Genomic DNA, 26252 nt, shown 5'->3' with positions numbered 1-26252 from the left:
GTCGATTATTATGAACAAGCTTCTTAAATCTCTACTTGTCGCCGCTGGCATCATGGTCTCTGCAACGGCTATTGCCGCGGATTATCCAACGAAAAACATCCGTCTTATTGTTCCATTTGGTGCAGGCGGTGGTACAGACGCCGTCGGTCGAACTCTGGCTAACTCCGCAAAAGATGTACTAGGACAAAACATCGCCGTGATGAACCGCACTGGAGGCGCTGGCGCGGTGGGCATGAGTTTTGGTGCGCAGCAGCGTCCAGATGGGTACACGCTTACCGTTGTCACTCGTGAAATCGCTTCTCTCCCTCAAATGGGTTTAATGCGACATGATGCGAGCGACTTTAAACTGATTCGAATGGTTAACCTCGATCCTGCCGTGGTTTTGGTTCATAAAGACAGCCCTTTCAACACCATCAATGACCTGATCGCCGAAGCCAAAAAAGGCGAAGGTAAAGTGAAGTTTGCCTCGACTGCGGCGCCAAACTTCTACCTGATGGCATTAGAGCAGAACCAAGGAATCAAACTTAACGCCATTCCATACAACGGTGCATCGGAAGCAATTCCCGCGGTACTTGGTAAACACACAGACGTCACCATGGTAACGCCAGGAGAAGCTATTGCTCAGTTGCGTTCAGGTCAATTAAAAGCATTGGGCGTCATGTCAGACGAACGCATTGAATACATCGCTGATGTTCCGACATTGAAAGAGCAAGGTGTTGATGTCGTCACTGGTACATGGCGCGGTATTGGCGCACCAAAGAACACGCCAGATGAAGTTATTGAAACGCTAGGTAAAGCCTTTGATGAAGCGATGGCATCGGCAGAGTTCAAAGAGTTTATGGAGAAAGGCGCAATGACGATCCACAACATGGATGCAGAAGCGTTTACCAAGTTTGTTGATGAAGACAGCAAAGCACTCGCAAAACTAATTCAGTAAGTGATGTTCTAAGCGAAGAGCATCACCACGATGCTCTTCGTGTTGAGGAGAATCAGCATGAGTCAAAACAGCCTACAACAAAGCGGCTCACAGCCCACAGAACCCATTCAAAACCAACCCTCATCAAAACTGGATAGAGAGATCTTTTTCCCGCTTTTGATGATCGTCATTAGCAGCATCGTACTTGTGCTAATCAGCCAATTCGATGAACCACACTACCAAGACGCCAGCGTTAACGCCCAATTCTTTCCTAGTGCTATCGCAATTGCACAAATCATCATTTGTATCGCTCTTATCGTCCAACGAAAGCTAAAAGCAGCCGTTCAACAGCCAGCCGTTCCCGTGTTTTCAAAAATGGCGATATTTGGCATCGGCTTTCTCGTGGCTTATGCGCTGCTGATTCATATCATCGGTTATTTGATCGCAAGCTTAATCGCGTTCACCGCTTACTTGGTCTTTTTCAAAGTCAAAAAGCCGCTGTATTACCTTATCGCTTGGTGTTTTGTATTTGGGGTGTATTACCTATTTGGAGAGGTGTTTTACATCGCTCTACCTCAAGGCTTGTACTATTAAGGAGAGGCTATGTTTGAACACTTACTCAATGGCCTATTAACCGCATTTAGCCCAGAAGTATTGCCCATCTTAATTTTCGGCGTTGTCGGTGGGATCATCTTGGGCGCACTACCCGGACTAACGGCTACCATGGGCGTGGCGATTCTATTGCCCTTTACCTTTGGTATGGATTCCACACCAGCACTGGTGATGCTTATTGGCGTCTATATCGGTGGTATTTACGGAGGCTCAATTGCCGCCATTCTATTGAAGACACCGGGTACACCGGCTTCGGCCGCGACGGTACTCGATGGACACACCTTAGCAGCAAAAGGACAAGCTGCTCGCGCGCTCAGTATTTCTGCGGTTGCCTCATTTGTCGGCGGACTACTGAGTACGATTGTCTTAATCGCCATCTCCCCGCTTTTGGCAAACTTTGCACTACGCTTTAACGCGCCCGAGTACTTTGCGCTCGCTCTGTTTGGCCTAACCATTATTGTTAGCGTTTCTTCTCAAAATATTTTGAAAGGCTTGTTGGCTGGTAGCATTGGTTTATTGGTGTCTACGGTTGGTCTTGACCCTATCAGTAGTGTTCCGCGCTTCACGTTTGGAATGATGGATCTTTATAGCGGCATCAATGTTATTCCGGTGCTTATTGGCTTGTTTGCCTTGTCAGAAGCCATCAATCAGATCGAGAAGATCATCAATGAGAAGCATGCAGAAGTACCAACGTTTGATCGTAAAATCCTAAGCAAAAAAGACCTCAAGACAATCCTGCCTACAGCCACTAAAAGCGGCCTGATTGGTACTGCGATTGGCTCTGTACCCGGTGCGGGTGCGGATGTTTCGGCTTTTGTTTGCTACAACGAAGCCAAACGTTCAGCGAAAAAACCAGAGGAGTTTGGTAAGGGGTCACTTCATGGATTGGCCGCAGCGGAATCCGGTAACAACGGCGTAACCGGTGGTTCATTAGTCCCTTTGCTCACACTGGGTGTTCCGGGTGATGCCGTTGCAGCAGTCTTGTTGGGCGCACTGATTGTGCAAGGTTTAACGCCTGGGCCTCTGCTGTTTAGCCAAAGCCCTGAGGTGGTTTATGGCGTCTTTAGCTCGATGTTGGTCGCTAATATCGTCATGCTGCTGGTTGGCTTACTTGGTATTCGTTTCTTCTGTCGCATCATCGAAGTTCCGAAAATACTGATGATTCCAATCATCATCTTCCTGTCCGTGGTAGGTGCTTATGCAATTAACAACTCCATGTTTGATGTCGGCATCGCTATCGCGTTCGGTTTACTGGGCTTCGCCCTCGGCAAGATGGACATTCCATCCTCACCAATACTGTTGGCCATCATTCTAGGGCCAATGGCAGAAACCAACTTACGCAAAGCCTTGCTCATGTACGACAACTCATGGTCATTCTTGTATGAACGACCAATCGCACTTGCCTTCGTGTTGCTCGCGATCTTCTCGGTGTACTCAACATTAAAGATGAAAAAGAAAGCCAAACCCCAAGTCACAACCTAGAAAAAGGTTACGTAACGAATAACACACAGTAAAAAGCCGGACTCTGATGTCCGGCTTTGGTTTTATGAGGGTTTGATTTCGGTACAGCGAGTTAGTAGAAGTAAACCAACATCTCGACGTCATCCCCTTGCTGCTCAGCATTTAAAGAGAAATGAACATAGCCTTCTTCTGTCACTGGGATTTGCAGGTATTCATTACTGCCCCAGTAGTTTGATGCGTATTCGTGCTGCCCTACTGTTGGCCAATAAGCTTTGCTCGCATACAGATCAACGTTGCCATTGTCTGCATTACCGTTTTTGTCGGTTAGCCACACTCGCACCTCTTGTACGCCTTGCGGAACATAAACCGCTGCGTAACGTTGTTGGTGCACCGTTAAGGTTTGCGCTTGGCCAGATTCCAATACCACTGGGGTTAAGTCATCTTGCTCTTGTGCTGGCGGTGTTGGGGTTTCAGTCACTAATGATGACTGTAGCGTCACATCATTAAAGTCAGAACGGCCCGCGATGCTGATGTAGTAACGACCCGGCTTAATGTAACCCGATTGCTCCGGCTCAAACGTCACCATCTCGTTGCTGCCATCACCATATTGGCTGAACTCAAAGTCATAGTAATGGGCTTCTTTCTCAAAGCTCATGTACAAATCGGCATCGCCTTGGCTATTGCCATGAATCGCTACGTCAAAGTGAGTTGTGTTCTCTGGCACATCCACATAGAACAGTTGCTCGCTGTATGCTGCGCCACTGAGCACCACACTTTGATTTGCTACAAGCTGCGTTACTTGATCAGAAGGCCCAGTCGGCTCACCCGGATTTGGGTCTGGGTTTGGATCAGGTTGCTGTGGTTCACTAGAGACTGAATCTAACCAACGGTCAAACTCGCCATTGTATTGCTCACCCAATGATTGAACCTGTTTTGCCCACTCAGCAAACTGACCAGAACGAGAAAGCGCCAGTAAGCTATCTACCTCTTGCGGATGCTCTTCCAACATAAAGCGAACCGCTAAGTAGCCCCAACGATAAACTCGATTGGTATCGTGAGAGTAAGTGGTCGCCAACACGTCCGATAGGCTCATCTTGCCGTCAGCAATCAGCCCAATCGCTGCATCGTAACCTTGCTTGTAATGCATATACTCAGCAAAGCCCTCTAGCCACCAAACAATGTAACCATGTGCCAAGTTATCGCTGAATGAGCCATATTGGTTGAATCTTGCATCTAGGTAATGAGTGTATTCATGCTCTAGGTTGAGAATAGAAAGCGCCTCACCATTGTCATAACGGTAAGCGACAAAGCGCGCCACGTTGCCTGCTTGTGCCGGATTACCCTCAAGGTATTGACCGCCGTTATCCGTCGTGTTACCAAACAAGAAAGACGAGTAATCCACGTAGCTGCCGTTGTTTGCAAACACGGCCACTTCTACTCGCTCGTTGTTGTCGTCCGCAACAGGTTGATGCCCTGTGTTCGCCACTTGGTGGAAGTCGGCCTCTTTTGCGGCTAAAACCTCACAAGCTTCAATAGATTGGGCTTGGGTTAAATCTTGAGAACGAATGATGGCCGGACCATCACACTCATGACGATTCGGTAGCACGCGAGCCGCCAAATCACGCTTCGCTTGATCTAAATCCAGACCATTCAAACCCTCTGGCGCGAAGTAGCTCATCATCTCTACTGCGGCTAACCAAAGCTTATCGTGCTCACTACCAAGCGGGTTTTGCTCCATCACTTGTTGCATCACACGCAGCGCTTTCTCTTTGGTTGCTTGGTTTGGGCTCGCTAATAAACGTCCGGTTTCGCGAACGGCGTTGTAAACCAAGAAGCTCGCATCCGTGTCCAATGCCCAAGCATTATCACGAGCAAATGCTGCTAACGTATCGATGTGTTGCGTATGGCTTGCCATGTATTGGTAAAAATCATCTCGCGAAGCATGGCCAGCCATCGCACGGAAAAGGTTATTCAACCCATCGACCCACTGTGTGTCTTGCGCCGTTTCGCGATTGAAGTGACGCAGTGCCGCAAGTTGTGCTTCCATCGTCAAAGGAAGTTGCTTCACATTGTCGACCATCAACGTCAGGCTTTTCATCGCCCCGACTTGTTCGCGTCCTTGGTCTAGCGCGTGTGGATTCGCTAAGAACGCATTAATCGACTGAGCAAAACGTTGGCCTAACGCCTGAGAAAAGTCCGGCTGTTGCGCGTTATAACGAACGTAATAAGCTGCGCGGACAAACTCACCAAGGTTTTCGAGTTTGCGCGCTTGTTCTGCCTCACCACGGTAACTTGCAATGGCTTGGTTTAACGCGATTTGAATACGGCTTAAGCTCGCTTCACTGTAGATATCGTTCAGTGAATCAGCAGATGCAGAGAACCAAGCACCATAGCAATGATGAGTCGCTTCAGAAATGGCTAAAGCAAGATCAGGCGCCTGTTGAAGATCAGGAATATCACACTGTTCTTGAGCGAATGAGAAACTGGAAACACTGGCAAGCATGCAAGCTAGCGCCAAGCGATGACGTGGGAATAGACGGGTATGAGACATAACAACACTCATTAATTAGTTATATGTTTGAGGGCGCTGTTATATTCCTTACAACAAATAAGGTGAATTGAGTTGCATAGAATTTATGAAGCTAGTTCAGGAATTAGATATTTAACTCTAATTTATAAACAAATTGCCAGATTTGCCGATTATCTCTCGCCGAAAACGTTACACAACTGATTGAAATGTCAAAGATAAAGTCAGTTAACTAGAAAGAGAAAAGCCAGACATGTGTCTGGCTTTTTGATTAGTAGCGCTTACCATCTATGAGTCTCAGCGGGATATCTTTCAAGACTTCCTCTTCTGCCATCCTCATATTGATGGCGACGATATTAGCGTCGCATTTCTCTGTCGTTACGTAGTGTGTCAAACACCCACACAGATTGCAGCGGTGAAACTCGACTTCTTTATCACCCCAAATATAAAAGACAGAAGGCTCTTTCAAATAGCGAACTGATACTTGCTCGGGCGAGTAGTAAGCCCAATAAGCTGCGTATCGACGGCAGATAGAGCAATTACATGATGCTATCTCTTTCGGTACGTCAGCTTGAACAACGATGTTCCCACAATGGCATGTGATTTCCATATCTTCTACCTATTAAATAATTTTATTTGCTTGAGTCAAAGCAGTTGTAAGACGCAGAATATCTTCCTCTTGCGCCTTAATCTTCCCAAACTTGACCCCATCTCTGTATAAAACTGCCAACCCATCAAGATCCTTTGTTGAAAGTAAGTTTTCTTTACGAGCGGACAAAGCGGTTGCAATTATCTTATCCACCAATAATGAGCTACGAATATTAGAAACTCTTTCTATTAAGAAGAATGCTTGCGCTGGAGTGACTTCTTTCCTCACTTCTCCCCAATAGAAATTCATTGCTGAAACGATACCAAAACAATGGTTTTCAAATCTTACTGAGGATATATAAATATCTAGTATCGTACTCTTATCAAAAGAATCATCAAGCCATTTTGCCATTATCATTTCAATTATCTTTCTTCTCTTTCTCTTTTTAAGATCAGAAATGAACAATGTTCTAATAAGTTGCTGATGAATAGTAGATCCACCTGATTTATTTCTTAATCTTAAAATCCCTAGAATAGCTCGAACTATACCTTTATAACTTACGCCAGAATGCTTTAAAAAGTTCTTATCTTCAATAAATAATAGAAAATCCTTAATACTATCTATTTTTACTTTTAAACATTCAGTCTCATACTTTGATATAATAGCTTTATATATTGTATATTCAACATTATCAACCATTGGCAACTTGAGAAACTTGGCAAGTCGTAATGAAAATAACAACCTTAAGTTTTCATGAGTATCTAATAATGAAGCTCTAAAAAACAAAGAAAGCATTATAATCCAACAAAGCGTTCCACCTAAAATAAAAACCTTTTCATTGATGAAAAAAACACCCGTTGAAAGGTCATTAAATATTACGGCCAACAGAACAAAGCATATAGAACTTGAAGTGATCAACAGTATCCAGAAAGGATATGCAACATAAGTAAACCATCCAGGAAAAAGTCTTATTGATAAAGGATGTTCTGCGCCTTCAACGCGCCAGTTAGGCAATACCAACCTCATGGTACCATATGACAAACCGAGCATTCTTCTTAGAGTAACTATCTTCCGACTTGAAAATAATATTGATTTTTGTCGCTCAGCAAAATATCTAACATGTATAATTGAAAAAGCAAAAACAAAAAATAACAGAAAAGATGAAACAACATATGACGGTAGTATATCGATAAATAGTTTAGATATCTTTTCAGTCGATGCCATTATCAATGATACTAACGCAGTAAAAGACACTAATGTGATATTTGAGGCAGTAACAAATATCCTCTCTTCTGATTCTAAATTTTTTGTTGAAGATATATACTCTTCGAGAGCAATATCTCTTTCTAAGAAATTGTAAGTTGGAAACTGCTTTTTCCAATCATTATTATATAAACAACTACTCATATTTTAAATCTAAAATGGTTCTCTCTTCCAAATGCAAGTTCCTTCTTGATCTGCGATAAAAGTGAAAAAATCACCTGATGCTAAATTCTTATTCATATCTAAGGACAAATATATTGTCGACTCTCTTTTTTCTCCTTTTTCATTAATGTGGATATATACTCTATCTTTACTAAAGTAGTTCTTCTCATAAACACCTGTTAGAGTTCCTCTTGACCTATTCTCCCCTACATACTCCTTGTTATTATTAATAGTACTATTCTCATATATTTTCTCTACAGAGCCATTTAAGTGATTACCTTCTTTCCAGATCACACATACGTACCTCAAAACCATATCTTTGTAAGGGTTGTATGCTGTTTTCTCCGTTTTTATTTCAAAATACCATCGACCAACTATATCAATAGGTCCAAAGCACTTCTCTCTTACCAAAAAGAAGAACAATGCTAAGATTATACCGCCTAAAATTGTCGATGCTAAACCAGAGAAGAAACTGCTGTAAAACTCAAAATTATCTAAATTAGGTTCCATTAATTCTTACTCAATATTTATTTAAAATAATGCTCACGGTGATACTGAAGAAACGCCTGTTCAATCTTGTGCTTTTTGCTCAGCGTTAACTGTCCGTCCAGACCAATCAAACTGTAATCATCTGCGATTGAGAACACACCGTTATCAAACATCACGTGATGGTTTGGACATAAACACAGGATATTTTCGACCACATCAGGTCCGCGATGCGGTTCACCCAACGGTTGAATGTGTGCAGCTTCCGCGTAGAACCCTGCTCCAGTATCGATGGCCAAACCGCATACTTGGCATTGGTATTGATGCCAGTCTTTTACCTGCTTTGCCTTTTTGTAGTCTCGGACGATCTTGTTGACCGTAACGGCTTGGCGAGACGTTACCTCATAACGTGCTTTGCTTGTGTCTTGCACCTCTGCCGCAGGTTCCGAATCAATTTGGACAAGTTTGTAACGCCATACTTTGAAGCCAGACAATCCACGCTCGCACCAATAGTCTTCAACGCGGTATAAACCCGCATATTGGTAACCTTTGGTTGGAGAATAATGGCTTTGGTGTTTATGACTTCGAGTAACGCGGACGGGTAAACCCTCCAGCTTGTTTCTAGCCAGAGCGAGGTTGGTGCGTTCTAATTTTTGATCGGCAATTTGTTTGTTGGTGTTTTCGTCACGGCCACCAGCTCCGGTATAGATGATCACGTCGCCAAAATCTTCGTCGTCTTCATAACCACCGGAAAGTACGATTGAGTCAGCGCCTTCTTTCGCGCCGCCACTAATACCAGCCTGCGTTGGAGGATGGATGCCTGATTTGGCTAACGCGGCTCGATTTTCGAACATGTAACCGACTTCGGTATCGGGTATGTGTCCAAAAACTCTCATAGTAAACCCTTGTATGTGTATTACTCAGTGGGAGAACGTGTCGAGCAAAGTGACGAATTTCCAACTGATACATACGCTAACGGTATCACAGTCAATCAGGTTTATATGCGTGAAACCTTCTCATTTTTCACAAGAAGTTTTTATGGTGACAATCGTTTATTTTCATATAGATAGCGAGCAGCATCGGGTAAACAAAGTCGCTCAAATTGCAATTCAATCCGAACAAAGATCACAACTCGTTAACTATTTCTGCTGAGTGCCTTTCTGTCATCCATATTTAACGTGCTAGTCATATTTATAAATAAGAATTATTGCTCTAACACAACTTATGGATAAACAAGATGAAATTTTCGCAGTGGAGTCTTTTGCTAAGCGGTTTAGTGGCATTCCCGAGCTTGGCAGATACGGACGTATACCTCACCAATAACTCAGACCAACCGTTAACCATTCAAGTGAAACACGAAGGCAGTGATTTACTGAAATACGGAGAAGAATGGCAGCAGCATGTACAAGTGCTTGGCCCTTGGGAAACCAAATCCGTACTGAGCTTTAATCGCTGGGAAGGCGTGAAATCTGGTCAGAACTATCGCTTTGAAACCGTGGTGTCTAACCCACAAGGTGAGAGCATCACGCTTAACCAAGTGATGGAAGGCCATTGGTATAACTCGACGATTGAATATGGCTTGTCTGCGGCGGATGTGGGCTTAGCACTCAAAGACGATCGCAATATTCACCGCTCTCGTACCGATGCATTTGGCGACCGCACGTCAGAACTGGCGTTCAAATCTGCCAGCACGGCTCGTTATGATGATTTGTATTACACCATCACGCCAAACAAGGTGGATGAAGTCGTCGATACCGATGAGCAGAACCTAAAGCTGATGACTTATAACATCTGGGCACTGCCTGCGATTGCTTCTCACATTGGCGATCGTTACGAGCTGATTCCTGATTACGTCAAAGGTTACGATGTACTGGCATTGCAAGAGGTGTTTGCAAGTGGACGTGATGCTTTCTTGCGTGAGCTTGCAAAGGAATACCCTTACCAGACTAAGATGCTGGATAAAGATGGCTTCAATATTTACGACGGCGGCGTGATCATTGTGAGCCGCTACCCTATTGTCAATCAGGCTCAATACGTCTTTCCAGATTGCTCGGGTACGGATTGTTTTGCCGATAAGGGCGTGAATTATGCGGAGATCATCAAAGGTGGTCAGGCTTACCATGTGTTCGCGACTCATACTGCGTCTTTTGATACGGATACGGCGCGCGAATATCGTCAGCGCCAGTTCAAACAAATGCGCACAATGGCCCAATCTCTAAATATCCCTACCAACGAGACTGTGGTTTACAGCGGCGACTTTAACGTGAACAAGTTGAAGTTCCCTGGTGACTACCAGCAGATGATTGCGAACTTGAGTGCGATAGAGCCCCAGTACTCTGGTTATACCGCTTCGACCTTCGACCCTCGCATCAATAACTTTGCCGGAGAGGCTTTATCTGGTGGCGAGAATGTGGAGTACCTCGACTACGTGATGGTGAGTAATGAATATGGCGTGAAGTCGTTCAACGATAACCGTGTCGACGTTCCGCGCTCTACCGCAGAGAGTTTGTGGAAGCATTACAATCTGTCGGATCACTTCCCTGTTAGCGCTGTGATCAAACCATGAAGCGTATTGCGTTAGTTACTGTGTCCGCCGTTGTGGCGGGCACGATTTGGTTCTCAATGGCGGGTGATAAGCGTGAAAGCTTGTTGCCGTTTTCTTCTGTTATTGAAGGGCGTGCTGAGCAAGATACCAGTGGTCATTCTTCTTCAGCAGATAATCAAACTGCCAGTAAAAAAGTCGTACCGAAAGCCAAAGATACCCCTTCTCCAATTAAAGCCATTGCTGGACGTTTGAATGACGCCAAAGGTCGTGCATTAAAAGCCGAAATAGAGACGTTCTGGCATGCGTGTATGTCTGACTATAACTGCGAATCTAAGCTGGCCGAACTGGAAAGTTATATGTCGGGTGAGCGATTTGCTTTATTGGCGAACTACCATCAGCTCAATAGTTTATGGCAGCAAAGTGTAGGTGATTTGTTGTTTGATGAGCAGCAACCGCTCGCCTCTCGTGTTGCCCTGCTCAAAGCGGAAGCAAGAAAGATATGGGGTGAGCTGGCCGAAGTCATTTTTGCTGATGAATTTGCCCTTTACGATTTTAGTTTGCAGGCAGAACAGTTGGATTCGACTCCCGCTCAAGACTACGTGCAAGCCTTTGAGGATTTAGTTCAAGAGTGGCAAGGCAATGAAGAGACGTTGGGATTAGCCAGCGAGCAAGCAAAGTACGAGCGTGCGGTGGCGTTAATTCCGAATAACGTGAGCCAAACAGAGCGCGAGGCTTTGATTGAAGAGCTTCAACAAACTTACCTTTCTGAACAAGAGAGTGAAGATATACACGCTCGCGAACAACAAGTCGCCGAGCAAAAGCAGCAAGTGCGCGATTATCAGAGTGAGTTGCAGCAGCTTGAATCCAAACTGGCAACTCAAAGAGCCACCAGCCACGCGGGTTTATCGGACTCGGAATGGCAGCGTTATTACCAACAAGAGGTGGCGGATTTTCGTCGCGAGTTTTTTGCGGGTTAATGGCTTGTTTGTCTGAGCAATTGGAAGTGAGAGATTCCCTACTCGCTCATTCTTCTCTCTAGGGAATGACGCTGTTTGGGTTCGTGATCGTAGGCAACAAATACGGCTTCCACTAACTCAAAACTTAAGCTGGGTCATTCCAGCAAGCCTAGGCACGACTAGGAATCTGGTTTCAACGAGCTGTAGATTTGCGAGAACACCAAGGTTCAGCAGCACTTCGTGCGTAGATTCTGAATTACACTCGTCCCTCGCTTTTAAGAATGACGGTGCATAGAGCATGTGTATGAGATGAGCTTCCCTACTCGCTCATTCTTCGCTCTAGGGAATGACAATGTTTGAGTTCGTGGTCATCGACAGCAAATACGTCCTCCACTAACTCAAAACTTCAATCGTGTCATTCCAGCAAGCCTAGGCGCGACTAGGAATCTGATTTCAATAAGCTGTGGACTTGCGAGAGCACTAAGAATCAACAGCACTTGGTGAGTAGATTCTGGAGTACACTCGTCCCTCGTTTTTCAGAATGACGGTGTTTAGAGTATGAGTATGAAATGAGATTCCCTACTCGCTCATTCTTCGCTCTAGGGAATGACGCTGTTTGAGTTTGAGTTCGTGGTCATCGACAGCAAATAAGTCCTCCACTAACTCAAAGCTTAAACTGGGTCATTCCAGCAAGCCTAGGCGCGACTAGGAATCTGGTTTCGACGAGCTGTGAATTAGAGATAACACCAAGATTCAACAGCACTTGGTAAGTAGATTCTGAATTACACTCGTCCCTCGTTTTTCAGAATGACGGTGTTTAGAGCATGAGTATGAGATGAGCTTCTCTACTCATTCATTTTCGCTCTAGGCAATGGCGATGTTTGAGTTCATGGTCATCGACAGCAAATAAGTCCTCTACTAACTCAAAGCTTAAACCGTGTCATTCCAGCAAGCCTTGGCGCGACTAGGAATCTGGTTCCCGCGAATGCTTGATACAAGAAGGTCGCTCAATTGAAAGCGAGCGACCTTTTGTTATTCATTCTTTGCTGCAACTCAAGGGTTACAACACTCGTAAGCACTCTTCCGGAGGCAAGCTCAAGAGCGTGTTAGCGAAGTTGATCTTCTCATCGCGCCATTTCAATGCTGCTTCTCGGCTGTCTTGCGAATGTCGGTCGGCTTCAAAGTAGCTTTTTCTTGGTAGTCCGTTTGCTGGCGTCATCACCATAGATTGTTCATTCAAACGAATCGTAAATAGGAACTGACCACGTTGCCCAGTTTGCGCTGCTGGGTGGTGCAATGTGGTATCGCAGCAATATCGTTTATCACGTAGCGCGCGGCATGTGTATTCAAAGGCATCTTGAGCACCTCGCCCAGGGAACGCGGTATAAATACTGATGCCATCTCGTTGCAAAGACTGATCACCCGCCGCCAGTTGCACCGCGTATTGGATCATCCTAAAACCCAGAACCACGCCACCAATGCTGTTCAATCCGCTATATTGAATTGCACCTTCTAAGCTCAGACGAAGTTTGTCTTCCCCTTCATAAAGAAAAAGATCAGGCGATGCCCAATCACTCTTTGGAATAAGCAGTTGAGTAATATCCGAGTGTTCCATGTTGGTCTCCGCAACAATGAGTGTATTTGAGACCACAAACATAACGTAATGAGAATTATTATCAATAAATTTAAATCAGAAACGTTACTGTCAGAAAAATTTAAGGTTCAGCTTGAAAGGACTTAAAGCAGCAGACGCCCGTTCGGTCTTGGGTCACTTTGCACTCGCTCACCAAAATGCTTTTGAGCTCTATTCGGGCTCGACGTAAACGCGCCTTCACAGCTGGCAGGCTAAGCTGGTGTTTCTCTGCGTAGTCTTTTTGTGCCATGCCGTTGAGGTCACATTGCTCTATCACATCTCGCTCTTGCTCGGTAAGTTTCACTAATACTTTTGGAAGACAACGTTGAAGTTGAACCATCGCGGGAGAGATTTCTGTTGGCGTGACCAACTCTTCGATTTCTACCGATTGGATTTTTCGTCTTAGTTGGTCGACGAAGTGGTTTCTGGTCATCTTAAACAGCCATGATTTACCGTCCTGCAATGTACAGAAACGCTCGCTGTTCTCCATGGCTTTCAGAAACACTTCTTGCATGATGTCTTCCGCTTCATGCGGATTTTGGGTTTGTTTTAGTAGCCAACCATAAAGGCTCGGTTCTGCATGATTCCACGCATTCATCAAACATTTCATTCTTGAATCTCGATTGGTCGTCGCGCGTGCTCATTCAAACAATCCGAACGCGCGACGCGCTTTCCTTGCCTTTACGCTACAACATCTTCTTTGAGCAAATCGCGAACCAGATCAACAGATGGCACCGAACCTGTGTGTTTCAATTCACCATTAATCGCGACACCCGGTGTGCTCATAATGCCCGCTTTCATAATGGCTTCTAAACTGGTGACTTTTTCAATGCTGACTTGTTGCCCTAGCTCTTGCGCAACCTCGGCAATACGTTCTGCGGTGACGATGCAGTTCTTACAACCTGAACCATAAACTTGAATGCTTTTCATATCAGACTCCTGTGAGCACTTGCTCTGTTGTGATTAATAGAAGAAGTTAAACAACCAACCCGTGATGGAAATTGCCACCAGCAAGTAACCCGCGATGACACCAAGTAATCGGTATTGCATGACTTGTTTGAGCATCATGAACTCTGGCAAGCTCACGGCGACCGCTCCCATGCAAAACGCCAGCGTGGTTCCCAGTGGCATACCTTTGTCGATCAACGACGCCATGATTGGCACGATGCCCGTTGCGTTGGTGTAAATCGGAATGGCACTGAGCGTGGCGAGTGGTACGGTCCACCATTGTCCATTTGCGAGGTTTTGCTCGAACCAATCAGCCGGAACAAAACCATGAATAAACGCACCGATCCCTACCCCAACAAATACCCAAATCCAAATGCGCTTGAAGATGGTGCTGGTCTCGTTCACTGCAAATTCGTGGCGCTGTTTCAACGTCATTGGCGGAGACTCAATCGCCGTTTGAGGCAGCGCATCTAGCTCATTGGCTTTTTGATACGCCTCTGCGAGGAAAGGTTGTAACCAACGGTGGGCTTTAAAAGCATCTAAGACAAAGCCTGCAAAAATGCCCAGCAACATACCAATGACGACGTACATGATGGTGAATTTCAGACCGAGGACACTACCAAGCATGATGACCACCACCTCGTTGATCAGAGGCGAGGTAATAAGAAATGCGATGGTCACACCAATAGGAATGCGCGCGGAGACAAACCCCATGAAAAGAGGAATAGAACTGCACGAGCAAAATGGGGTAATCGCACCAAATAGAGAGCCAAGAAAGTAACCCACACCACGGTGCTTACCTTGTAGATATTGGCGAACTTTGTCCACACTCAAGCTGGCTCTCAGTGCGGAGATAACGTAAATCAACACAACCAGTAAGACTAGGATCTTAATTGTGTCTTCAATAAAAAAATGAACACCTTTTGCCATTGAAGTGCTGGCTTCCAAGTTGAAAATGGAATAAGTCAGCCAGTCGGCAAAATGGGTAAAAACGTCCAACATAGTGGCACCCTCTAAACGATTTACCTCTAACACGTTTGAGGTCGCAAAAGGATGCACACTTTTTTGAATTATTTTTGGGTCGTGATTTGCAGGCTCGATTTCAGAACAGATTCAAACCAAACACACCTTTCACATCAAATAGCACTTGCTCAGTTTTCTCACGCGAACGTTGGCTGCCTTGTTTTAAGATTTCGATTAGTTGTGCTTTGTCATCTAAGAACATGGCGCGTTTTTCTCGGATTGGACGAAGCATCTCTTGCAGGTACTCTTCCAACACTTTCTTGGTTGTTCCGTCACCCAATCCACCACGGCGATAATGCGCTTTTAACTCTTCCACATAAGCTTTATCAGTATGGAACGCATCAAGGTAAGTGAACACGATGTTGCCTTCCACTTGGCCTGGGTCTTCAATACGTATGTGGTTTGGGTCGGTGTACATGGATTTCACCGCTGCGCTGATCTCTTTCTCTGTCGCTCCTAAGTTGATTGCGTTACCCATGCTTTTCGACATTTTGTTTTTGCCATCCGTGCTTGGCAGACGCGGCGCGTCACTGAGCAGTGGACGACACTCTTTCAAAATGGTTTTCCCGCCAAGATGGTTTATCTTTCTCACGATTTCATTGGTTTGCTCTAGCATTGGCAATTGATCATCACCAACGGGAACAAGTGTCGCGTGAAAGCCGGTAATGTCAGCCGCTTGAGAGATTGGGTAAGTCAAAAATCCAGCCGGAATGGAACGATCAAACCCTTTACTTTGAATTTCGTTTTTCACCGTCGGGTTACGCTCCAAGCGTGCGATAGAAACCAAGTTGCTGTAGTACATGGTTAGCTCAGCAAGCGCCGGAACTTGAGACTGCAAACAGATGGTGGTTTGAATTGGGTCGATGCCAACAGCAAGGTAATCAGCAACGACGTTCAAGATATTGGAAGAGACCTTGGAAGGATTGTGCGCGTTATCGGTTAAGCCCTGCATATCGGCAACGAGAATGGTTTGATCGTGCTGAGTTTGTAGCGCGACTCGCTGTTTTAGTGAGCCGACGTAATGACCTAAATGCAGAGGGCCAGTGGCTCGGTCGCCAGTGAGAATGACTTCGCGTTGTTGAGTGTTTTGTGTGGTGTTCATAACTTATCTCCGAATAAAAATAGATCGCTACTGGAGATAAAAAGACATGACACTCTTAGCTACCGTCCAGCAACGTAAGAATGTAAAGATTCCGCGCCGCTCTAATTAGAGCGCCACCAGAAGAAGTTTGATGAAGGTGTGAATGTCGTTTTCATGCTTTTAAAACTAACAAGGAGCAGAGCTGAAAACAACCCTACTCCTTGTACAATTTGATTTTTCAGTTTTGGCACGCTTTGCCAGCACTGGATCAAATCTGGATATACATGGCGATGACCAGTGCTGCGCCAAATAGGCTACCCGATACAAACGCACACAATACCGCTTTATTCTGTTTGCTTCTCATCCTTTACTTCTCGACTTTAGAGCACGTAGAGCAACGTTGATTGCTCCGCTCTCATACTAAGTTGAACAGTGATAAATCCTTTCCGGTGAATCGATACGCCAAACAATCTTCGGTTCACTCTGTTGCACACAGCGTTACGATTTTTGGCGAAAACTTAAACCACTTAGTCCAAGAAGTGTGATGACGTTAGAACAAGTTCAATGAAAGCCGACAAGGTTTACAGAGACGTGTCTATTAAAAACGGCCAGATTTATTGTGCAAAACTGTCGAGGTTCAAAAGAACTAGCAACCGGATGTCACGGTTTCAAAGCCCGGTTCCGTGCCTTCTCCCGGTGCTTGGGTGTAAAGGAAATAGCATTGACCGTTCTCTAATGCATCGGCGCTTTGCGCAAAACCAATGTAGAGTTTGTTCTTGCCCGGCGCCTCTGGATCAGACACCACTAAATCCCCATCGAGGTTCACCATTTCTTCGACCGAAACGTTGTCTAAATGCCCCCAAACCATCAAAGGTTCGCCATCGTCCTGCGAGCCATTTTTGTTCAAATCTAAAAAGGTATTGTCTGTTGCCGTAGATCCAATCGATACGCCATAACCAAGCTGATACTTGGCATTGGCAATTTGGTTTGCGTTCACCACAGCGCCTCTCACGCCTTCAATCACTGCCGCTCTCGCATCGCCTTGAATATTCAAAAAACGTGGCGCGGCGGTCACGGCTAATATCCCAAGAATCACGATAACCACGACTAATTCAATTAAGGTGAAACCCTTTGCTGTTCTCATTTAAAAGCCCTGTATTTGTTGCTTAGGGCACATGTTAGATCGGTGAAATGAGATTACTATTGGCCAACATTGGATTGGGAAATCTTACGTCGGGTTCGAGAACAATCTGACAAAGTGGCGAGCGATTAGCGACGCTTTGAGGTTCCCCTAGCAGGATGCAATAAATAAGGTCGGGGAAAAACAAAAAACGGAGGCATTAGCGCCTCCGTTTCAATTTAGCATTTTCGTTGAGTTCTTGATCTCAACAGTATGAACGATCATGCCGGATATTCGTGGAAACCCATTTTCTCGGAGATCACACGGCCAGCATTGTGCAACATGGATACGTACTCTTCACGGCGAGACTCTTCAAAGCGCACCGTTGGGAAAGACATAGACACACCCGCAACCACATGCCCAAAGCGGTCATAGACAGGTACTGCGACACAATATAAGCCAGGTTCTTGCTCTTCGTTATCTTCCGCGTAATGCTGCTTACGAACTAACTCAAGCTCTTTAAGTAAAGATTCAACGTCTTTATGAGTATTTTTTGTATGACAAATAAACTCAATATCTTTCAATGATTCTCTGACAAATATTTCTTCGCGTTCCGCTAAAAGTACTTTACCAATCGCGGTACTGTAGAGTGGATTGCGGCGTCCGACACGTGAGTGCATTCGCAATGAGTATTTAGCATCCAATTTATGGATGTAGATGATCGCGTCTTCATCTAATGCGCCAAGGTGTAACGCTTCACCCGTTGCATCCGCGATCTTGGTCATCTCGATGTCTGCTAATTCGATAAGGTCGACATACTCTAGCGACTTCGCTCCCAATTCAAACAAGCGAATGGTTAAGCTGTACTTATCGGCTTCGCCCTCTTGGGATACATAGCCTAACGTCTTCATTGTTTGAAGAAAACGGTAAGTCGTCGCCTTCGACATCATCAATCGTTGAGACAAATCCGACACGCCAATTTCTTTCTGCTCGCCTAACGCTTCTAAGATACTAAAGACCTTTAGAACGGAAGAGACGGATTCTGGTTGTGTGTTCTTTTCTGCCATATTCTCGCTTTTCCACATCAATGTTTCAGCCAGTATACCTTTAGTGTTCAAAAAAAATGAAAAGCTTTTTCAATAAAAAATCTCATTTGTATGATAAATCGTCGCGTAAAGGTGACTCACATCATAAAATTTTTAAAACGCCTTTTCATTTTAGTTGATCGCGTAATTTCATTTCTATAAAGTGACTTCATCTGATGGCAATAAGTCATACATTAATACTTAATTTGCATGGTAAGGAACTCATTATGATTCTCGATTCGTTCAATCTTGAAGGAAAAGTCGCTGTTGTGACTGGGTGTAATACTGGACTTGGTCAAGGTATGGCGTTGGGTTTGGCTAGCGCAGGCTGTGACATTGTCGGCGTGAACATTTCTGAACCAACAGAAACCAAACAACAGATCGAAGCGCTTGGTCGCCGCTTTTTGGATGTACGTGCGAATCTTATGGTTCTAGACGATATTCCAAGCATCATTGATCAAGCTGTTACTGCATTTGGCAAGGTCGATATCTTGGTAAACAACGCTGGCATCATTCGTCGTAATGACGCACTCGAATTCAGTGAGCAAGATTGGGATGACGTGATGGACATCAACGTCAAATCGGTCTTTTTTATGTCTCAAGCCGCAGCCAAGCAGTTCATTGCTCAAGGTACTGGCGGCAAGATCATTAACGTGGCGTCCATGCTTTCATTCCAAGGTGGTATTCGCGTACCTTCATACACGGCATCGAAAAGCGGGGTGATGGGCGTAACGCGTTTGATGGCGAATGAATGGGCAAGCAAAGGTATTAACGTCAATGCGATTGCGCCGGGCTATATGGCGACTAACAACACCGCAGCTCTGCAAGCAGATGAAGAACGAAATAAAGCAATCGTCGAGCGCATCCCTGCAGAGCGTTGGGGTACACCAAAAGATCTGGCTGGGCCGTGTGTCTTCCTTGCATCTTCTGCTTCTGATTACGTGAACGGTTATACCATCGCGGTCGATGGCGGCTGGTTAGCTCGTTAAGGAGAAAGTGATGTTTGTATTTAATAAAGACATTGCTCTGGAAGATCTTGGCGATGGTATCAAACGCAAAGTTTTGGCTTACAGTGACAACATGATGAGCGTCGAAGTGTATTTCGACAAAGGTGCGGTCGGCGCTTTGCACAGTCACCCTCATGAGCAAATTACTTATGTGCTCTCCGGTGAGTTTGAATTCACCATTGGCGACGAGACGAAAGTCGTCAAAGCCGGAGATGCGCTTTATAAGCAGCCGAACATCATTCATGGCTGTACTTGTTTAAGCGAAGGTGTGCTGCTCGATAACTTCACGCCTATGCGCAAAGATTTTGTCTAAATTTAAAAGATTATTATTGGAGAAACCCATGAAGATTGCACTGATGATGGAAAATAGCCAAGCGGGTAAAAACGCGATTGTGCTAAACGAACTTGAGCAAGTGGCTCGTTCACAAGAATACTCAGTATTTAACGTAGGCATGAGTGATGAAAACGATCATCACCTGACTTACATCCACCTAGGCATCATGGCGAGCATCTTGATCAACTCTAAAGCAGTGGATTTCATCGTGACTGGCTGTGGTACAGGGCAAGGTGCCATGATGTCATTGAATATTCATCCGGGCATTGTTTGTGGCTACTGCTTAGATCCATCTGACGCATTCTTGTTTAATCAAATTAACAACGGTAATGCCTTATCGCTTGCGTTCGCAAAAGGTTATGGCTGGGGTGCAGAATTAAACGTTCGTTATATTTTCGAGAAAGCATTCACAACCGGAGATCGCGGCCAAGGTTATCCACTAGAACGAGCAGAACCGCAGCAGCGAAATGCTGCCATTCTTAACGATGTGAAGTCTGCTGTCGTAAAAGAAAACTACCTCGATACGTTAAAAGCCATTGACCCAGAACTGGTGAAAACCGCAGTAAGTGGCGTGCGTTTCCAGCAATGTTTCTTTGAGCACTGCCAAGATGCGGAGATCGAAGCATTCGTACGCGAAATCTTAGCTTAATGTCTTAAATCCCGTTGTCGCTTTTCTTCCATCTTTAAGCGGCAACGGTTTTACGCATATATCCCACCCAAAATATAATCATACATATCACTCTTTCTTAGCGTGATATCCGTTCTAATTCCTTCAAAATAAAATCGTACCATCGCCCTACCCACCCTCCAATCAAATTAACTTAAAATATTACATTTCAATCACTTAACCAAATGCCTCATAAGAAAAATCATTTCTTTACTGTTTAAATAACAAAATTGAAATAGCGTTTCATTTGTCACATTTTTTGTATTTCCCGTTCGACCTTTTGTCATACATATTAAATAATGAACCAACGTTTTAAAAAACAGAAACCTTATTTTTAAAATCACTAGGGGTACAAAAATGAACATAGATATACTCGTAGTCGCCGTTTACTTTGTGTTTATGATCGCTGTCGGGATCATCTTTAAACGCTTGGCCGGTAACTCAACCAGTGACTACTTTAGAGGTGGCGGCAAGATGTTGTGGTGGATGGTAGGCGCAACGGCGTTTATGACCCAGTTCAGTGCGTGGACGTTTACCGGTGCAGCAGGCAAGGCCTTTACTGACGGCTTTCCGATCATGGTGATCTTCATGGCGAATGCGTTCGGCTTCTTGTTGTCTTGGTTATTCTTCTCGTACCGTTTCCGTCAAATGCGAGTAGTGACACCTGTAGAGGGTGTGCGCCGCCGCTTTGGTGCAACGAACGAGCAAGTGTTCACTTGGGCAACAATGCCAACCAGCATTGTTTACACGGGTATTTGGTTGAATGGCTTGGCGCTGTTCGTGAGTGCGGTGTTCAAAATTGACATCGAGACCACCATCATTGTCACGGGTTTGATCGTTCTGTTTATTTCTGTGATTGGCGGCTCATGGGGCGTTGTGGCGTCAGATTTTGTCCAAATGGTTGTCATCATGGCCGTAACTGTAGTGTGTGCCGTAGCGGCGATCATTAAGATCGGTGGCCCAAGTAACTTGATCGAGCAGTTTCCTACCGATTCAATTATGGGACCGGGTATGAACTACCCATTGCTGTTCGTCGCTTGGTTTATCTTCATGTTCGTTAAGCAGTTGCAAAACATCAACAACATGCAGGACTCTTACCGTTTTCTTACTGCAAAAGATTCTATCAACGCACGTAAAGCAGCTCTGCTTGCCTTTGTGTTGATGCTTGTTGGCCCTGCGATTTGGTTTATGCCTCCTTGGGTAACTGCAGTTATCTACCCAGACGCAGCACTTGCGCACGTCGATGCACTTGGCGGAAAAGCAGCCGATGCGGTTTACCTTGTGTTTGTAGAACGTGTGATGCCAGTCGGCATGGTTGGCCTACTTATGTCTGCCGTGTTTGCAGCCACGATGTCTTCAATGGATTCTGGCCTCAACCGAAATGCAGGTGTTTTCGTTCGTAACTTCTACAACCCAATCATCAATAAAGATGCGTCCGAACGTCAGCTTATGCGTGTCAGCCAGGCGGTCACCATTGTGTTTGGTGTACTGATTATCATGGTCGCATTGTTCATCAATTCATTGCGTGGTTTGAGCTTATTCGACGCAATGATGTACGTAAGTACCCTACTTCAAATGCCGATCTTGGTGCCGTTGTTCTTCGGCATGTTCATCAAGAAAACGCCGGATTGGGCAGCATGGGCAACGCTTGCTGTTGGTATGGTGGTCTCTTATCTCGTGAGTTTTGTTATCACACCAGACGTTATCGCTAACGTACTAAACCTTGAAAATGGCTTTACCAGCCGTGAAGCGTCTGACCTGATTGTCATGAACGGCATCATCGGTCATCTACTGATTACAGGTGGCTTCTTCTGCTTAACCACTAAGTTCTACAAAGCACCTCAAGAAGCGCGCGCAAAAGAGCTTTCGGAATTTTGGACGGATGTTGATACACCAGTGGTGGAAGCTGAAGGACAAGATGAAGTGGATCGTCAACAACGCAGCATGCTTGGCAGACTGATCTTGGTGTTCGGCGCTTTGGTTATCGCCATGGTGTTGATTCCAAATCCATTCTGGGGACGCATGGCCTTCCTATTCTGTGGTGGCGTTGTACTTACCGTTGGTGCCTTGCTTCTTAAGAGCGCCAAGAAAACTGAAGTACTGTCGACACAATTACAACACTAATTCTCGGTTGAATTCAGACCTTGGAGGCTCGAAGGGTTGAGCCTCCTACATTCACAACGAACTACAGATAAGTCTTGAGTCAGTCATTTTTTACAGAGTGACTCGCTGAATACTTTTTGAGGTAAGAACCATGAATCAAGCTTACATTCACGATAATTTTCTTCTCTCCAGCCCACTTGCTCAGGATCTGTATCATCGCTTTGCGGCACCGATGCCGATCATTGACTTTCACAATCACCTTGAAGCAAAAGACATTTGGCAGGACACAAAACACGAGAACCTCACCCAAGCATGGCTTAATAGCGATCACTATGTGTGGCGAGCGATGCGAAGCAACGGAATCGACGAGCACTACATCACTGGTGATGCAACGGAAACAGAAAAGTTCGCCAAATGGTGCGAAGCCGTGCCTTACTTGATTGGCAATCCCCTTTATCAATGGTCTCATCTGGAGCTAAAACGTTTCTTTGATTGCGATTTATTACTCAATCCAGACAATCAAAAAGACATCTGGGGGTTAAGCCACCAGCAATTCAAACAAGGAAACAACAGTACTCGTGATGTACTGGAACAATTAAACGTCGAAACCTTGTGTACCACGGATTCGCCTTTATCCAACCTAGAGCACCATCTCGCGCTAAAAGAATCTAACTTTAAGGTGCAAGTGTTACCGACGTTCCGTGCTGACGAGTTGTTTTGTTTCAACCAAACCGACAAGTTTCATGCGCTACTCACACACTTATCGAAGTTAACCACTACCTCAATTGGCACATTTCAAGATTATCTTTGTGTAATCCAAACAAGGCTAGATGCCTTTCATGAAGTGGGTTGTCGTTTATCTGATTTAGGCTTACCAAGCGTAAGCTTTGAACCATGCAGTGAAGAGCAAGCAGAACTCATCTTCCAACAGCTTCTACAAAACCAAGCGATTACCCAAACTGCATTTGTTCAACTGACATCCAGATTGTTTTTCGAGCTAGGTCAACGTTACTACCAACTCGGCTGGAGTATGCAACTTCACATAGGCGTTTTAATGAACGTCAATGAAAGACGCAAAGCGCAACTTGGTGGAGGAACTGGGTTTAGCGTCATTAACAGTGATTCGTATGCCCATGCCCTTTCCCAGTTACTGAGTGAACTGGATCGAAGTTCGTGTTTGCCTAATACGGTACTCTTTAATCTCAACCCCAACGACAACCCAGTACTAAGCTGCATGGCGGGTGCGTTTCAGGACAGCGATACTGTCGCGGGGAAGATTCAATTTGGTGCGGCATGGTGGTTTAACGATCATAAAGACGGCATGGAATCTCAACTGACAACACTCAAAAATCTCGGCGCGCTTGGACGTTTTATTGGCATGCTGACAGACTCTCGCAATGTCTTCTCTTTTAGCCGACATGAATATTTTCGCCGAGTATTGTGCAACCTCTTAGCAAAATGGGTCGAGGAAGGAGAAATACCTCACGACGAACCATTACTCAAACAAACCATAGAGAACATTTGTTACTACAACGCCAAACGCTACTTTCGCTTCAATTCTGATCAAGGCTTAGAGGGGTAACCGCCATGCTGCAATTTTCAAACAAAGAAATGGAGAATATTCGTCATCGCGCGACGCCTTCTGTCATCAAAGCGCTTATTGAAGATAACCAAATTGTGCTTAATCACGAAGTCCTAGTTCCCGAAGACGGGCGTGCGACTTGGAACCTATTCTATTATTGCCCTGAACATGGGGTGAGACTGACTTGGGATCGGAATAAACCAACGTCTCATTGCTGCCCTGTTGATGGAAAAACATTTACTGGTGAGCCGTACGACGGTGCATGGTGGCGTTGGTTGAATGGGTTAAACGCCAAGGCGTGTTATGACCTAGGGCTTTTGTGGCATCTGACCAATGAAGACCGTTATCTAGAGAAAGTGAAACAAATACTGCTCCAGTATGCAAAATATTACCCAGACTACGAGGTACACGGTGGCATTCCTTACAATGGCCCTGGTAAAGCAAACGCACAAACCTTGTGTGAGGCGAACTGTCACCTTGATTTCGCTAGAGGCTATGACTTCATCAAGCAAGCTCTAACGCCAGAACAGCAAGCCTATATCGAATTGCGATTACTACGAGAAGGTGCGGACTTTCTGGTGGAGCATCGCACCGCTCAGCTGCATAACCATGAGATGAAGATAAACGCGACTATCGGTGTGATTGGCCTTATTCTTGATGAACAACGTTATCTCGATTTCGCACTCAACACCGAATACGGACTGCACTATCAGCTAGAACACGGTTGTATCGGGGAAGGCATGTGGTTTGAAGGCTCGATCCACTATCACTACTACGCGTTACAAGCCTTGCTGAATTTCGAGAAAATGGCACATCAAACCCCGTACTCTGTCAGCTCGAATCCAAACTACTTAAAGTTACTGAAATTCCCGCTACAGTTGGTAATGAACACCGGGGATTTCCCTCGCTTGAACGATTGTATTGCAGGACAAGAAAAGCTCACTCATGCTCACTTGTTTGAATTTGCCTACAAACAAACACCGTGTGAAGAATTTGCTCGTGCCTTAGCCAGCATCTATCAAAACATCAGTCGCGATAACATCAACGCTTTGCTCTATGGCGTGGATGAACTCCCTCAAGTTAGCCCGTTACTTTGTCACTCAACACATAGCGAAGCCGCTGGCTTGACCATTGCCCATCACCCAACATTGAATAATGCTCTGTTGTACAAGCACGCACCGTATGGCGGTGAGCACGACCATTATGACCGACTCGGCTTTATCCTAACGCGAAATGGCAAAGAGGTTTTGCCCGATTTAGGCACGACAGGTTACGGTGCAGAACTGCATTATGGCTATTACAAAAACACCGCAACACACAATACACTGGTGGTGAATCAGCAAAACCAATCCCCAATCCACCCGCAATTACTGGGTTTTACACAAACTGAGGATTACACCACCATCGATGCCGTTGTGGATTGGTCACAACCAGAAGCCAGTGTCGATAGCCATACTATCGTGCAATGGGACAAAGAGGCGTATCAAGATGTAGTGTTCCGTCGAGCCTTCATTTGGCTTGATGATGTCGCCATTGAGCTAAATACGATTCTCAACCCACACAGCCAACAATTGGATCTGACTTATCACGTGCGAGGTGAACATCTTCTCCAACCAGAAAACGGGGCTTGGAAGCCAATTACGAACCCACTATCCGGAGCTCTAGCACGGATGACGAATACACAGATAAGCGATCCAAACACGGCATTCTCTCTTAATTATGGAATAGAGGGTCAAACGGAATTTCGTCAACACATCTACGCTGACTCACCTGTTGAAGTGCTGATTGGTAATGCACCAGACAATCCAGCAACGTCCGATCTCGCTTATTCCTTGATTCGCTCTCAGGCGCACGAGTTGAATACCTTGGTGCTTCATGATCTTTCGGAACAGAGTAACTACCACGTCAATGACGTAACTTGGGGTGAGGAAAGTATCTACTTCGTTCTATCAAACACGAACGGCAGTGAGCACATCAACTGCACTAGAATCATGTATGACTTTAAATCAGCAAGAATCACCATGTTTGAGCAGGAGCCATAATAATCTCCATCAAAACAAGGCTAGCTAAATGCTGGCCTTGTCTCTTTAAATATTCCTTTCTATACATGACCTTCCAATTGCAAATAAGCGCGCGTTATAAGCAGCACGCT

23 protein-coding genes are annotated in these 26252 nt (G+C 45.2%); 11 read left to right on the top strand and 12 right to left on the bottom strand.

The features are described from left to right. Positions 1-10: 10 nt before the first annotated feature. The 3 genes from VCHENC03_RS14780 to VCHENC03_RS14785 all read left to right on the top strand — a co-directional run bounded on the left by VCHENC03_RS14780 (position 11) and on the right by VCHENC03_RS14785 (position 3010). Entirely contained in the window at positions 11-937 is a 927-nt protein-coding gene (locus tag VCHENC03_RS14780; RefSeq protein ID WP_009705724.1) for a tripartite tricarboxylate transporter substrate binding protein, read from the top strand. Between the two features lie 159 nt (positions 938-1096). Further along, positions 1097-1510 (top strand): tripartite tricarboxylate transporter TctB family protein, encoded by a 414-nt coding sequence (locus VCHENC03_RS0125725; protein WP_032802730.1) that lies wholly within the window; start codon positions 1097-1099, stop codon positions 1508-1510. Positions 1511-1519: 9 nt separating this feature from the next. Continuing rightward, the gene (locus tag VCHENC03_RS14785; protein WP_009705722.1) at positions 1520-3010 is read left to right on the top strand and encodes a tripartite tricarboxylate transporter permease; all 1491 of its coding nucleotides are present in this window, start codon (positions 1520-1522) and stop codon (positions 3008-3010) included. 91 nt (positions 3011-3101) lie between these two features. Here the strand turns inward: VCHENC03_RS14785 and VCHENC03_RS0125720 are convergent, their stop codons facing one another. The 5 genes from VCHENC03_RS0125720 to VCHENC03_RS14800 form a co-directional block, all read right to left on the bottom strand. Continuing rightward, the gene (locus VCHENC03_RS0125720; RefSeq protein ID WP_032802656.1) at positions 3102-5540 is read right to left on the bottom strand and encodes a M9 family metallopeptidase; all 2439 of its coding nucleotides are present in this window, start codon (positions 5538-5540) and stop codon (positions 3102-3104) included. Positions 5541-5787: 247 nt separating this feature from the next. Then, positions 5788-6126 carry a GFA family protein gene (locus tag VCHENC03_RS14790; protein ID WP_009705720.1) on the bottom strand — a complete coding sequence of 113 codons (339 nt, stop codon included), beginning with the start codon at positions 6124-6126 and terminating at the stop codon, positions 5788-5790. 12 nt (positions 6127-6138) lie between these two features. Beyond that, the gene (locus tag VCHENC03_RS14795) at positions 6139-7512 is read right to left on the bottom strand and encodes a biosynthetic peptidoglycan transglycosylase (RefSeq protein WP_009705719.1); all 1374 of its coding nucleotides are present in this window, start codon (positions 7510-7512) and stop codon (positions 6139-6141) included. Between the two features lie 9 nt (positions 7513-7521). Beyond that, positions 7522-8040, bottom strand: a complete 519-nt coding sequence (locus VCHENC03_RS0125715) for a hypothetical protein (protein WP_032802654.1) — start codon at positions 8038-8040, stop codon at positions 7522-7524. A 17-nt stretch (positions 8041-8057) separates the two neighbouring features. Beyond that, positions 8058-8912 (bottom strand): YDG/SRA domain-containing protein, encoded by an 855-nt coding sequence (locus VCHENC03_RS14800; protein ID WP_050554375.1) that lies wholly within the window; start codon positions 8910-8912, stop codon positions 8058-8060. A gap of 341 nt (positions 8913-9253) precedes the next feature. Between VCHENC03_RS14800 and VCHENC03_RS14805 the strand changes: the two genes are divergently transcribed. Both VCHENC03_RS14805 and VCHENC03_RS14810 read left to right on the top strand, forming a co-directional pair. Continuing rightward, the gene (locus tag VCHENC03_RS14805) at positions 9254-10582 is read left to right on the top strand and encodes a sphingomyelin phosphodiesterase (RefSeq protein WP_032802652.1); all 1329 of its coding nucleotides are present in this window, start codon (positions 9254-9256) and stop codon (positions 10580-10582) included. Next, positions 10579-11538, top strand: a complete 960-nt coding sequence (locus VCHENC03_RS14810) for a hypothetical protein (protein WP_009705716.1) — start codon at positions 10579-10581, stop codon at positions 11536-11538. The genes VCHENC03_RS14805 and VCHENC03_RS14810 overlap by 4 nt, the downstream gene beginning before the upstream one ends. A gap of 1039 nt (positions 11539-12577) precedes the next feature. Here VCHENC03_RS14810 and VCHENC03_RS14815 read toward each other — a convergent pair. From VCHENC03_RS14815 to kdgR, 7 genes are all read right to left on the bottom strand, one after another. Then, positions 12578-13132, bottom strand: coding sequence for a hypothetical protein (locus VCHENC03_RS14815; RefSeq protein ID WP_009705715.1), 555 nt, complete (start codon positions 13130-13132; stop codon positions 12578-12580). A gap of 100 nt (positions 13133-13232) precedes the next feature. After that, on the bottom strand, positions 13233-13748 hold the full coding sequence (locus VCHENC03_RS14820) for a sigma-70 family RNA polymerase sigma factor (RefSeq protein ID WP_009705714.1): 516 nt from the start codon (positions 13746-13748) through the stop codon (positions 13233-13235). Between the two features lie 83 nt (positions 13749-13831). Then, on the bottom strand, positions 13832-14080 hold the full coding sequence (locus VCHENC03_RS14825; RefSeq protein WP_005437129.1) for a thioredoxin family protein: 249 nt from the start codon (positions 14078-14080) through the stop codon (positions 13832-13834). A gap of 33 nt (positions 14081-14113) precedes the next feature. Further along, entirely contained in the window at positions 14114-15100 is a 987-nt protein-coding gene (locus tag VCHENC03_RS14830; RefSeq protein WP_009705713.1) for a permease, read from the bottom strand. 100 nt (positions 15101-15200) lie between these two features. Beyond that, positions 15201-16223, bottom strand: coding sequence for a tryptophan--tRNA ligase (trpS, locus tag VCHENC03_RS14835; protein ID WP_009705712.1), 1023 nt, complete (start codon positions 16221-16223; stop codon positions 15201-15203). Positions 16224-16848: 625 nt separating this feature from the next. Next, positions 16849-17346 carry a prepilin-type N-terminal cleavage/methylation domain-containing protein gene (locus VCHENC03_RS14840; RefSeq protein WP_009705709.1) on the bottom strand — a complete coding sequence of 166 codons (498 nt, stop codon included), beginning with the start codon at positions 17344-17346 and terminating at the stop codon, positions 16849-16851. A 257-nt stretch (positions 17347-17603) separates the two neighbouring features. Then, positions 17604-18389, bottom strand: coding sequence for a DNA-binding transcriptional regulator KdgR (kdgR, locus tag VCHENC03_RS14845; RefSeq protein ID WP_009705708.1), 786 nt, complete (start codon positions 18387-18389; stop codon positions 17604-17606). A 245-nt stretch (positions 18390-18634) separates the two neighbouring features. Here kdgR and kduD point away from each other — a divergent pair, with 245 nt between their 5' ends. From kduD to VCHENC03_RS14875, 6 genes are all read left to right on the top strand, one after another. Next, positions 18635-19396: a 2-dehydro-3-deoxy-D-gluconate 5-dehydrogenase KduD gene (gene kduD / locus VCHENC03_RS14850; protein WP_009705707.1), complete on the top strand. Its 762-nt coding sequence runs from the start codon at positions 18635-18637 to the stop codon at positions 19394-19396. Positions 19397-19406: 10 nt separating this feature from the next. Further along, the gene (locus VCHENC03_RS14855) at positions 19407-19727 is read left to right on the top strand and encodes a cupin domain-containing protein (protein ID WP_009705706.1); all 321 of its coding nucleotides are present in this window, start codon (positions 19407-19409) and stop codon (positions 19725-19727) included. A gap of 28 nt (positions 19728-19755) precedes the next feature. After that, the gene (locus VCHENC03_RS14860; RefSeq protein ID WP_009705705.1) at positions 19756-20397 is read left to right on the top strand and encodes an RpiB/LacA/LacB family sugar-phosphate isomerase; all 642 of its coding nucleotides are present in this window, start codon (positions 19756-19758) and stop codon (positions 20395-20397) included. Between the two features lie 375 nt (positions 20398-20772). Further along, positions 20773-22539, top strand: coding sequence for a sodium:solute symporter family protein (locus VCHENC03_RS14865; RefSeq protein ID WP_032802645.1), 1767 nt, complete (start codon positions 20773-20775; stop codon positions 22537-22539). Positions 22540-22669: 130 nt separating this feature from the next. Further along, complete coding sequence (gene uxaC, locus VCHENC03_RS14870; RefSeq protein ID WP_009705703.1) at positions 22670-24100, top strand: glucuronate isomerase; 1431 nt, start codon at positions 22670-22672, stop codon at positions 24098-24100. Between the two features lie 5 nt (positions 24101-24105). Next, positions 24106-26142 (top strand): heparinase II/III domain-containing protein, encoded by a 2037-nt coding sequence (locus VCHENC03_RS14875; protein ID WP_009705702.1) that lies wholly within the window; start codon positions 24106-24108, stop codon positions 26140-26142. Positions 26143-26252: the final 110 nt, after the last annotated feature.

Origin of the sequence: Vibrio sp. HENC-03, from assembly GCF_000305755.2 — a bacterium.
GTDB classification, from domain to species: domain Bacteria; phylum Pseudomonadota; class Gammaproteobacteria; order Enterobacterales; family Vibrionaceae; genus Vibrio; species Vibrio owensii.
The sequence above is the reverse complement of the archived record's forward strand: the minus strand, read 5'-3'. Positions and strand labels throughout refer to the sequence as shown.